9 protein-coding genes are annotated in these 11344 nt (G+C 61.6%); 8 read left to right on the top strand and 1 reads right to left on the bottom strand.

The features are described 5' to 3' along the window. Nucleotides 1–45 precede the first annotated feature (45 nt). From QQJ84_RS02940 to QQJ84_RS02920, 5 genes are all read left to right on the top strand, one after another. Nucleotides 46–1629 carry a lysine--tRNA ligase gene (locus tag QQJ84_RS02940; RefSeq protein WP_284256471.1) on the top strand — a complete coding sequence of 528 codons (1584 nt, stop codon included), beginning with the start codon at nucleotides 46–48 and terminating at the stop codon, nucleotides 1627–1629. A 20-nt stretch (nucleotides 1630–1649) separates the two neighbouring features. Further along, nucleotides 1650–2606 (top strand): lysylphosphatidylglycerol synthase transmembrane domain-containing protein, encoded by a 957-nt coding sequence (locus QQJ84_RS02935; RefSeq protein WP_284256470.1) that lies wholly within the window; start codon nucleotides 1650–1652, stop codon nucleotides 2604–2606. Then, nucleotides 2603–3988, top strand: coding sequence for an aldehyde dehydrogenase family protein (locus tag QQJ84_RS02930; protein WP_284256469.1), 1386 nt, complete (start codon nucleotides 2603–2605; stop codon nucleotides 3986–3988). Before QQJ84_RS02935 ends, QQJ84_RS02930 begins: the two co-directional genes overlap by 4 nt. A gap of 61 nt (nucleotides 3989–4049) precedes the next feature. Further along, nucleotides 4050–4223, top strand: a complete 174-nt coding sequence (locus QQJ84_RS02925; RefSeq protein WP_284256468.1) for a Flp family type IVb pilin — start codon at nucleotides 4050–4052, stop codon at nucleotides 4221–4223. A 208-nt stretch (nucleotides 4224–4431) separates the two neighbouring features. Further along, on the top strand, nucleotides 4432–6006 hold the full coding sequence (locus QQJ84_RS02920; protein ID WP_284256467.1) for a 2-isopropylmalate synthase: 1575 nt from the start codon (nucleotides 4432–4434) through the stop codon (nucleotides 6004–6006). Nucleotides 6007–6907: 901 nt separating this feature from the next. Here the strand turns inward: QQJ84_RS02920 and hrcA are convergent. After that, a complete protein-coding gene (gene hrcA / locus QQJ84_RS02915) occupies nucleotides 6908–7984 on the bottom strand; it encodes a heat-inducible transcriptional repressor HrcA (protein ID WP_284256466.1) in 1077 nt (358 codons plus the stop codon). Between the two features lie 54 nt (nucleotides 7985–8038). Here hrcA and rph point away from each other — a divergent pair, with 54 nt between their 5' ends. The 3 genes from rph to QQJ84_RS02900 are packed head-to-tail and all read left to right on the top strand — an operon-like array spanning nucleotide 8039 to nucleotide 11110. Beyond that, entirely contained in the window at nucleotides 8039–8755 is a 717-nt protein-coding gene (rph, locus tag QQJ84_RS02910) for a ribonuclease PH (protein WP_284256464.1), read from the top strand. 29 nt (nucleotides 8756–8784) lie between these two features. Further along, nucleotides 8785–10287, top strand: coding sequence for a glycerol kinase GlpK (gene glpK / locus QQJ84_RS02905; RefSeq protein ID WP_284256462.1), 1503 nt, complete (start codon nucleotides 8785–8787; stop codon nucleotides 10285–10287). Between the two features lie 40 nt (nucleotides 10288–10327). Continuing rightward, the gene (locus QQJ84_RS02900) at nucleotides 10328–11110 is read left to right on the top strand and encodes a nuclear transport factor 2 family protein (RefSeq protein ID WP_284256461.1); all 783 of its coding nucleotides are present in this window, start codon (nucleotides 10328–10330) and stop codon (nucleotides 11108–11110) included. Nucleotides 11111–11344 lie beyond the last annotated feature (234 nt).

Raw genomic sequence — 11344 nt, 5'->3', positions numbered from 1 at the left:
GCTCTCCGTATAGACGCGGCGGAAATTTGACCATAGAGCGGGGCTATGAGCGAACAGATTTCTACCCAGCCGAGCTGGCCCTTCCGTGAAGCCGAACGTGTTGCCGCGCGCTTGAAGCAAAAAGGCAAGACCGAGGCGTTGTTCGAGACCGGCTACGGCCCGTCCGGCCTGCCGCATATCGGCACCTTTGGCGAGGTCGCCCGCACCACCTGGGTGCGCAAGGCCTTCACTGATCTCACCGGCCTGCCCTCGCGCCTGCTGGCGTTCTCCGACGACATGGACGGGCTGCGCAAAGTCCCCGACAATGTGCCCAACAAGGAGATGCTCAAGCAGCACCTCGGCAAGCCGCTGACCAAAGTGCCGGACCCTTTCGGCAAGTTCGACAGTTTCGGCGAGCACAACAACAACATGCTGCAGGATTTTTTGAACGAGTTCGGCTTCGAGTTCGAGTTCGCCTCCTCGTCTGATTATTACGCCTCCGGCCGGTTCGACAATGCGCTGCTGCATGTGCTCGCGCATCACGGCGCCATCGTCGACATCATCCGCCCGAGCCTCGGGCCGGAGCGCCGCGCCAGCTATTCGCCCATCCTGCCCATCCACCCGCGCACCGGCATCGTCATGCAGGTGCCCATTGACCAGGTGGACGTTGAACACGGCACCGTGTTCTGGACCGACCCGGACACCAACACGAAATATGAGACCGCCGTCACCGGCGGCGCCGCCAAGCTGCAATGGAAGGCCGACTGGGCGATGCGCTGGCACGCGCTGGACGTTGATTATGAGATGTCCGGCAAAGACCTCATCGACTCGGTGAAGCTCTCCTCCGCCATCGTGCGCGCGCTGGGCACCGAGCCGCCGGTCTGCCTCACCTATGAGCTGTTCCTGGACGACAAGGGCCAGAAAATCTCCAAATCCAAGGGCAACGGCCTCTCGGTCGAGCAATGGCTCACCTACGCGCCCAAGGAGAGCCTGGGCCAGTTCATGTACCACGCGCCGCAGCGCGCCAAGCGCCTGTTCTTTGATGTCATCCCCCGCGCGACCGACGATTATATCGCCAGCGTCGCCGCTTTGCCCACGGCCGAAAAACCATATGAAAACCCGGCCTGGCATATTCATGGCGGTGAAGTTCCCGAACACGCCGGCTCGCCCATCGGCTTCACCATGCTGCTCAATCTCGCCTCGGTCATCAACGCCGACAGCCCGGAAATGCTCTGGGGCTTCATCCGCGCCTATATCCCCGGCGCGAACGCCGAGACCTACCCCTTCCTGGCCCGGCTCGTGCACCACGCCATCGTCTACAACCGCGACTTCGTGGCGCCCAAAAAGCAGTTCCGCGCGCCGAGCGATGTGGAGCGCGGCGCGCTGATCGACCTCGCCGAAAGCCTGAAGGCGAACGAGATGGTGCAATACCCCGGCGCAACCCCGGCGGAGCAATTGCAAAACCTGGTCTACGCCATCGGCAAGCGCCACCCCTTCGCGCCGCTAAAATCCTGGTTTGACTGCCTGTATCAGGTTCTGCTCGGGCAGGTCGAAGGCCCTCGTTTCGGCGGTTTCATCGCGCTCTATGGCATCGAGCGCACGATCGCCCTGGTCGAGAGCGCGCTGGCCCGCGACGTGGAGGCAGCCTAGCCCCCAGCCCGGCCCCCGCCATGAAACAGCGCGCGCTCAAATATGTGCCACCTGTGCTGGGTCTTATTGTCCTGGCGGGGGTTGTCATCGGTCTGCGCGGCGCACTCAGGCGCATCGGCCTTGGCGATGTTCTGGCCGCCGTTGGCGCCACGCCGCGCGTTGAGTTCATCCATGCGCTGATGCTGCTCGCGGTCTCGCTCTGCCTCATGGCGGGTTACGACCTCCCCGGCATCCTTTTCGCCCGCCGCCGCGAGAGCGTGCCTCGCATCGGCGCCCTCCACATCGCCTTCACCTCCTTCTGCGCCTACGCGCTCAGCCATGTGCTGGGCGCCCCCGCTCTTTCCGCCGCCGCCATCCGCCTGCGGCTCTACGCGCAATGGCGGGTGCCCGCCGCCGGCATCGCGCGCATCGTCGCCATCTCCGGCAGCATGTTCACCTTTGGCCTGCTCACCTTGCTCGGCCTGCTGCTGCTGCTCGACCCGGTGGCCATGCCGCTGTTTGGCCATGCCGTTCCCGCCTGGGCATTGCGGGCGGTTGGCGCGGCGCTGGTCTTCGCCATGGCGCTTTATGTCGCCGCGGTGGGCGGGCGCACCTCGGTCGTCATTTTCCGCCAGCGGCTGGCGCTCCCCGGCCCGCGCCTGGCATTGTTGCAGGTGTTCTACGGCTGTGCCGATATTTCAACCGCCTGCGCCATTCTCTATGTTGTGCTCCCCGACACGCCGGGCCTAAGCTACGCGCATGTGCTGGGAGTCTATCTGGCAGCCTTCGCCGCCGGTATTTTCTCTGGCCTGCCGGCTGGGGTCGGGGTGTTCGACTCCGTTCTGCTGCTGGGCCTCTCGGTCTATTTATCACCCGCCACGGCGCTGGGGGCTATCCTGCTGTTCCGTGTGCTTTATTTTCTGGCCCCGGCCTGCGCCGCGGCTTTATGTTACGCTGGCAACGAGTTGTGGACCAATACGAGGAAACGAAAATCATGAGCATGCAGCAGACGATTTCACCGGTGGACGGCAGCGTCTACGCCGAACGCCCCTTCGCGGACGCGGCGCGGATTGACGCGGTGCTTGACAAATCAGCCGCCGCGCAGCGCCTGTGGGCCGCGCGCGGCCTGGAGGAGCGCGCCGCCCTGGGGCATAAATTCTGCGAGGCCCTGTTGCGCCACAGCGATGAGATCGCCCTCGACCTCGCCTGGTCCATGGGCCGCCCGGTTTCCCAGGCGCCCGGCGAGGTGCGCGGCTGCGTCGAGCGCGCCCGCTTCATGATCGATGCCGCCGCCGAGGGCCTCGCCCCGCTCGACCCCGGCCCAAAATCTGGCTTCAAGCGCTATGTCAGGCGCGTCCCGCTCGGCGTTGTCTTCGTCATCGCGCCGTGGAACTACCCGTTCCTCACCGCCATCAACACGATCATGCCGGCGATCATGGCGGGCAACACCGTGATGCTCAAACACGCGGCGCAGACCCAGCTCATCGCCGAGCGCTTCCAGCAGGCGTTTGACGAAGCGGGCCTGCCCGAGGGCGTGTTCCAGCACCTGCACATCTCCGGCGCCACCGCCGAGGCGCTGGTGAAGGACACCCGCATCGCCCATGTCGCCTTCACCGGCTCGGTGCCGGTCGGCCATGCCGTCTCCCGCGCCGCGGCGGACCGTTTCATCTCCGTCGGCCTGGAACTCGGCGGCAAGGACCCCGCCTATGTGCGCGCCGATGCCGATGTCGCCTTCGCGGCGGAAAACCTCGTGGACGGCGCGTTCTTCAACTCCGGCCAGTCCTGTTGCGGCATCGAGCGCATTTATGTGCATGAGGCCGTGTACGATGAATTTGTCGCCAAGGCCGTTGAGGTCACCCGCCAATACCGCCTGGGCAACCCGGCCGACCCGGAAACCAACCTTGGCCCGGTCGTCTCCGCCAAGGCGGCGGCGTTCATTCGCGGCCAGATTGATGAAGCCGTCTCCCAAGGCGCGCGCGCCCTCATTGACCCTAGCGCCTTCCCGGCCAACCAGCCCGGCACCCCCTATCTGGCGCCGCAGATTTTGGTGGATGTGACCCACGGCATGCGCGTGATGACCGAGGAGACCTTCGGCCCGGTGGTCGGCATCATGAAAGTGAGCTCCGACGAGGAGGCCATCCGCCTGATGAACGACAGCGAATACGGCCTCACCGCCGCCATTTTCTCCACCGATGTCGCCGCCACCGAAGCCATCGGCGGCCAGATCGAAACCGGCACGGTCTTTCTCAACCGCTGCGACTATCTGGACCCGGCGCTGCCCTGGACCGGGGTGAAAGACACCGGCCGTGGCCACACGCTGTCCATCTGGGGTTACGAGCAACTCACCCGGCCGCAGTCTTTTCACCTGCGCCTGCCGTAATTTTACCGGACATTAAACTCTCCCGCGTATTTTCCAGCCAATATGGCGTGGAGGATACGCGGTGCTGGTATCGTTATGGGCTGAAATGCAACGGCTGAGGCAGGACCGGCGGGCCGTCACCTCTATCGAATATGTTCTCATCGCTTCTCTGGTCGCCACCGTCATCATCGACGGCGCCACCAACATCGGCAACGGCCTGGGCGCGGCCTTCAGTGACATCGCCAGAGGGCTTTAAATTCGCCGCGCGCGGGTAAAACCTTGCGCTCGCGCTAAAATTCACCTATCTCCTGCTCATGGCTTTTGCCCCCAAACTTGCCGGGCTGCTCCTTCGACTTATCCGCCCCTGAGCGCATAAGTTCTTCCGCGCGCGCCCAAACACCGCGCCACACCGCTCAGGGGAATGCCTAAAATCCACAAACCGGCATTTTAAACGGAACCAAACCATGACCATCATCCACCCGAATTTCGGCACCATGGACGCCAGTCGCGTCATCATTTTTGACACAACTCTGCGCGACGGCGAGCAATCCCCCGGCTTCTCGATGAACCTGGACGAAAAACTGCGCATGGCCGAAACCCTGGCCGAGCTGGGCGTTGACGTGCTGGAAGCTGGCTTCCCCGTCGCCAGCCCCGGCGATTTCGAGGCTGTGAACCGCATCGCCCAATCCATCAAAGGCCCCGTCATCTGCGGCCTGGCCCGCTCCGGCGTGGCGGACATCACCCGCGCCGGCGAGGCCATCCGCCCCGCCGAGCGCAAGCGCATCCACACCTTCATCTCCACCAGCCCCCTGCACATGAAGTACAAATTGCGCATGGAGCCCGATGCCGTGCTGGAAGCTGTCATCGCCTCCGTCACTTTGGCGCGCAACTTCACCGATGATGTGGAATGGTCCGCCGAGGATGGCACCCGCACCGATATGGAGTTTTTGCTGCGCTGCGTGGAAGCCGCCATCAAGGCAGGCGCAACCACGATTAATATCCCGGACACCGTGGGCTACGCCGTGCCCGAGGACATGACCCGCATCTTCACCACCGTGCGCGAAAAAGTCCCCGGCGCGGACCAGATCATTTTATCCAGCCATTGCCATAACGACCTCGGCCTGGCTGTCGCCAACACCCTGGCCGGGGTGCGCGCCGGTGCGCGGCAGATTGAATGCACCATCAACGGCATCGGCGAGCGCGCCGGCAACGCCTCGCTGGAAGAAGTCGTCATGGCCATCCGCACCAGGCCGGACGCCAACCCCTACCACCACAACATCGAGACCACCCGCATCCTGCGCACCTCGAAACTGCTCGCCACCATCACGGGGTTTGATGTTCAGCCGAACAAGGCCATCGTCGGCCGCAATGCCTTCGCGCATGAATCGGGTATCCACCAGGACGGCATGTTAAAGAACGCCGCCACCTACGAGATCATGACCCCTGAGAGCGTCGGCTGGCAGAAAACCTCCCTGGTTATGGGCAAACACTCCGGCCGCGCCGCCTTCCGCGACAAATTATCGCTGCTGGGCTACGGCGACATTGGCGACAACGCCCTTAACGACGCCTTCCGCCGCTTCAAGGACTTGGCCGACCGCAAAAAGATCGTCTACGACGAAGACATCGTGGCTTTGGTTGACGATGAGGTCACCCGCGGCCACCAGCGCGTCAAATTCGTCTCGCTGGAAACCTGGGGCGGCTCCAAAGCCAAACCCCGCGCCCTGCTGGAGTTGGAAATTGACGGCGTTATCCAATCCGCCGACTGCCTGGGCGACGGCCCGGTGGACGCCACCTTCAACGCCATCCACGCGCTCTTCCCCCACACCGCCAATTTGTTGCTCTTCTCCGTAGGTGCGGTCACCGAGGGCACCGACGCCCAGGCCCGCTGCACCGTGCGCCTGGAGGAAGACGGCAAAATGGTCGACGGCCAAGGTGCCGACACCGACACCATCGTCGCCGCCGCCCGCGCCTACGTCCACGCCCTGAACAAACTAATCACCAAACGCACCCGCTCGGAGCCAGCGGCGCTGTCGGCTTGAGGTAGGCAAGGCCAGGGGGCTCCGCCCCCTGGACCCCCGCGAAGGGCCGCGCCCTTCGAACGCATTAATAAGATTTCTTGCAACGAATTCTAAAGCCGCTGCCTTTGGCGAGGCCACCACAACACCCGTAGGGTGGAAAAGCGCAGCGCATTCCGCCATTGCCGGGCCAGTAGTGAGGCGTGACAGCGCTTGGCCGTGACGATTGGATAGGATCAGTTGGAGTTCAACGCTGCATCATTTCTGGTATCGACGCTGGCTTTTCTGCCTCGCCATCACGGTTCCATGACCTGTAGCGCCAGGGTTGTACCATTTCTAATGGAGTGATTCTTGGGGTAAAAAGAGCGTCGTCTGAGGGGCGGATGTCTGCCAGCCGATTTAACAGTCGCGGGATGGATTGCTCGGGAACGAATAGCCACGGCCTAATCGGCCAACCCATAGGCACATGGCTATCTCTACGGAGTGCTTCTTTCAATAAAGGCCAACTCTCATGCCAATCAGTTAGGCGGCTTATTAAAGCGCTTAACGACGCACTATATGTGATCTCACATAGGAACGCGGATTCATGACGAAAATCGCACGCCAGTGCGTCACAATACCAGTGTGGGCCACTTGTGTCGGGGTTTTTGCCTTCATTGAGTTGAATGCAACACTCAGTATTTATAAAAAGTGACCGGTCTGATCGAAGATATTCGAAAACAACTCCTTGGTAGAAATTCATGCTATTCCTTTGAGTGAAAAATATACTTTCCGAAATCCACTCTATACAGATTAAGAAAATAATTGAGGCGGTTGCTTCCTTCCCCAAACTTCGTAGGGATACGTTCTTGTGAGCAACACTCTATAATCGGAGAAATGCTTCCGCGGTTGTTTTGATTTCTTCTTCCGGCTTTTATTCTCCCACCTACCCCAACAACCGCCCAATCACCCGCGCCGTATAATCCACCACCGGAATAATCTTCCCGTAGTTAATCCGCGTCGGCCCAATCACCCCAATCGCCCCCACAATCCTGTCCTGCGTATTCCTCGCTGGCGCTACGATCATCGAGACCCCCGCCGAGCCAAACAACCCGGACTCCGCCCCGATAAAAATCCGCACCCCGTCAGACGTCTCCGCCAGGTCCAGCAGCCGCAGCATCGTCTCCTCGGTCTCCAGCCGCTCGAACAGCGCCTGGATCGCGCCCAGCTTCTCCAACTGGTCCACATCCGCCAGCAGCCGCCCCTGGCCGCGCAAAATCAGCGAGCCGGCGCGCCCCTCGCTCCCCCAGGTCGCCAGCCCGGCCTCGATCACCGAATTCGTCAACGCATCCAGCGCCGTCCGGTCAGCTGACAAATCCAGCGCCACGCGCTGCCGCAATTCGGCCAGCGACAACCCCGAGAGCTGCGCGTTCAGATAATTGCTCGCCTGCTGCAAGGCTGAAGGCGGCAGCCCTGGCGGGGTCTCGATAATCCGGTTCTCCACCTGCCCGTCGGCCGAGACCAGCACCACCAGCGCGCGCCCCGGCGAGAGCGGCACAAACTCAATATGCTTCACCGGCCCCTCGCCCTTGGGCGCCAGCACCAGCCCCGCGGCGGCCGAAAGCCCCGAGAGCATCGAGGATGCCTGTGCCAGCGTCTCCTGCAAACTCCGGCCAGACTGCGCCAGCGCGACATTGATCGTGCTGCGCTCATCCTCGCTCAGCTCGCCAAACTGCAACAGCCCGTCCACGAACAGCCGCAACCCCCGGTCGGTCGGCAGCCGCCCCGCCGAGGTATGCGGCGCGAACAAAAGCCCCGCGTCGGTCAGATCCGCCATCACATTGCGGATGGTCGCGGGAGAGAGGTTGAGCGGCAGCAGGCGCGAGAGCGTGCGCGAGCCCACCGGCTCCCCGGTCTCCACATATTGCTCCACAATCTCGCGCAACACCGCGGCCGAGCGCACATCCAGCCCCGGGGGGAGGCGTGGCGGCTGTTTCGGGTTCAATTTGCTTCTATGGTCCATCTGCACAGCCTCGGCTAATAGCACGCCACAGCCAAAGTACACAGGAGTTTAACCATGCGCCCATCGGGTAGAAAATTTGACCAGTTGCGGGAAGTCAGCATCGAGACCGGCTTTTCCCACCACGCCGAAGGCTCCGCGCTGATCCGCATGGGCCGCACCGAGGTGCTCTGCACCGCCAGCGTCGAGGGCAAGGTCCCCGGCTTCATGCGCGGCCAGGGGGAGGGCTGGGTCACCGCCGAATACGGCATGCTGCCGCGCGCCACCCACACCAGGGGAGACCGCGAAGCCGCGCGCGGCAAACAATCGGGCCGCACACAGGAAATTCAGCGCCTCATCGGGCGCTCGCTGCGCGCCGTGGTGGACCGCAAGCTGATGGGCGAGATCACCATCACGCTGGACTGCGATGTGCTCAACGCCGATGGCGGCACACGCTGCGCCTCCATCACCGGCGCCTATGTCGCCCTCTGCCTGGCGGTGAAAAAACTGCGGGAGAAGAACGTGCTGAAGGTCAACCCGGTCATCGGCCAGGTCGCGGCGGTCTCCTGTGGCATCTACCAGGGCGTGCCGGTGCTCGACCTTGATTATGTGGAGGATTCCGCCGCCGACGCCGACGCCAATTTCATCCTCACCGGGGCTGGCGGCATCATCGAGATTCAGGCCACCGCCGAAAAGGCCACGTTTGATGATGCGGCCTTCGCGGCCCTGCTCGCCTTGGCGCGCTCGGGCACGGCACAGCTCTTCGCGGCGCAGAGCGCGGCCCTGCAGGGGTAACACGCGCCGCGCCAGCGCAGGAGAGGGCCATGCCAAAATACATCGGCGCCATCGACCAGGGCACGACGAGCACCCGCTTCATCGTTTTCGATGAGCGGGGCACGGTCATCTCCATGGCGCAGAAGGAACACCGCCAGATCACCCCAAAGCCGGGCTGGGTGGAACATGACCCGATGGAGATATTGGCGAACACCAGCGAGGTTGTGGGCGCCGCGCTCGCGAAAGCCAATCTTCATGCGGGCAGCCTCGCCGCCGCCGGCATCACCAACCAGCGCGAAACCACTCTGTTGTGGGACCGCCATACAGGCCTGCCGCTCTGCAATGCCCTGGTCTGGATGGATACCAGGACCGAGCGGCTGGTGCATCGCTTTGCGGCAGATGGCGGACAGGACCGTTTTCGTGCCAAAACAGGGTTGCCGCTGGCAACCTATTTCTCCGGGCTGAAATTGCTCTGGATTTTTGAGAATGTTCCTGGCGCGCGCGAGAAGGCCACCTCCGGCGATGCGCTGTTCGGCACGATGGATTCCTGGCTCGCCTGGAATTTGACAGGCGGCACGCAGGGCGGCCGGCATATGAGCGATGTGACCAACGCCAGCCGCACGATGCTGGTCAACCTCGCCACTTGCGATTGGGATGACGAGATGCTGGCGCATTTCAACATTCCCCGCAACTGCCTGCCGGAAATCGTTCCCTCCTCCGCCATGCACGCGACGATCACGGGCGGGCCTCTATCAGGGGTATGTCTTTCGGGCATATTGGGCGACCAGCAGGCGGCGCTGGTGGGGCAGGCCTGTTTTGCCCCGGGCGAGGCCAAAAACACTTATGGCACCGGCTCCTTTCTGCTGATGAACACCGGCACTGAGCCTGTTCAATCAAAGGCCGGGTTGCTGACGACGATCGCCTATCAATTTGGCGGCGGCAAGCCGCATTACGCGCTTGAAGGGGCAATCGCGATCACCGGGGCGCTGGTGCAATGGCTGCGCGACAATTTGAAACTCATTGCCACGGCGGGGGAAATCGAGGAACTGGCGGCTAGTGTCGCGGATAATGGCGATGTTTATATCGTGCCGGCTTTCTCCGGCCTTTATGCGCCGTATTGGAAGGATGGCGCGCGCGGGGTGATCGCCGGATTGACGCGCTACGCCACGCGCGCGCATTTCGCCCGCGCGGCTCTGGAAGCCACGGCCTACCAGGTGCGTGATGTGGTTGAGGCCATGGAGGAAGACAGCGGCATCAGGCTTGCTGTTTTAAAAACCGATGGCGGCATGGTCACGAATGAATTGCTGATGCAATTTCAGGCCGATATGCTGGGCGTTCCGGTGGTGCGGCCGGCAATATCCGAAACCACAGCGTTAGGGGCCGCCTACGCCGCGGGACTCGCCGTGGGATATTGGCGCGATATCAATGAACTTCGCGCCAACTGGGCCGTGGACAAAATCTGGATGCCCAAAATGGATGAAGCCCAGCGTGCCAAACATTTAAAATCATGGAAGAAAGCAGTGCAGCGTTCCTTCGACTGGATTGATGATTGAGAGCTTGCGAGAAAAATATTTGTATCAGGAACATTTGATTATGAGCAGCGAAAATGAAGAACTGATATCGAGCTATTACCAGAAGCTCTATTCAGAAAATTACCAGGCGGCGATCTCAACCTATCTTGCCGATGATTACATCGAGCATCAATATACGGCGAATTTTAGCAAGGCTGGCCTGGCCGAATATGTTCGCAACCGGCTTCAGCAATATCCGCAACACCGGATTGTGATTCACAAAATCATCCGTGATGCCGATTGCGTCTTTCTTCTCGTTCAAGAAAAACTCGAGCATAATATCGACATCGCGCGCGCCGAGTTATTTCGGATCGAGGGGAAGAAGATTGCGGAACACTGGGGCTCGCATGTTCTCGACGAAAAAAACCGCAAGAACTCAAACGGCACATTCGATGGCCCGCAACCCGACCGCAGCGTGGATTATGCGCGCAAAAGCGTCGCCAGATTTGAGGCGCTTGATCTCAAGGGTTTCGATGGCCAGGAGATAGAAGCCTTCTACGAGAGCCGAACGCCCGGCTATAAGCAGCACAGCCCGAAGGGCGCCGATGGTCTGGAAGGGCTGGTGGATATTCTTAAAAAAATGCAGGCGGCCGGCATCAAGATGGTCATGAAGCCCAAGCGGGTACTTGTCGACGGCGACTTCATCATGTGCCACCGGCTCTACGATTCAAATCCGCCGCATCCGCTGGTCAACAGAATCAACACGTTCGACCTGTTCAGATTCAACAAGGACGGCAAGGCGGTTGAACACTGGGATGTGATGGAAGATGTTCCGGCCGCGGAAATGCTGGCTAAAATATTCTAGCGGTTTGTTTTGGCGGGCAACTTTATCCGATCAAATGATTTCATCGGATATGACGTTGCTTTGTCATTATCATCGTGGTTTTTTTGGTCGCGAAACGGCGGCCTTACCGAAGCCTGTGGATTAAATAGGGCTGGAATTGGCGCGGCCGTTGCATTACGGTGCTTCGGCTACCGGTGCCAATGTGCGCTGGTATCGTTATAAACGACCCGCCCCCCCCTGCGTCAGCCGCTCCAT

The organism is Acidocella aquatica (genome assembly GCF_030160635.1).
In the GTDB taxonomy this organism is placed as follows: Bacteria; Pseudomonadota; Alphaproteobacteria; order Acetobacterales; family Acetobacteraceae; genus Acidocella; species Acidocella aquatica.
This window is presented reverse-complemented; position numbering and strand designations above follow the sequence as displayed.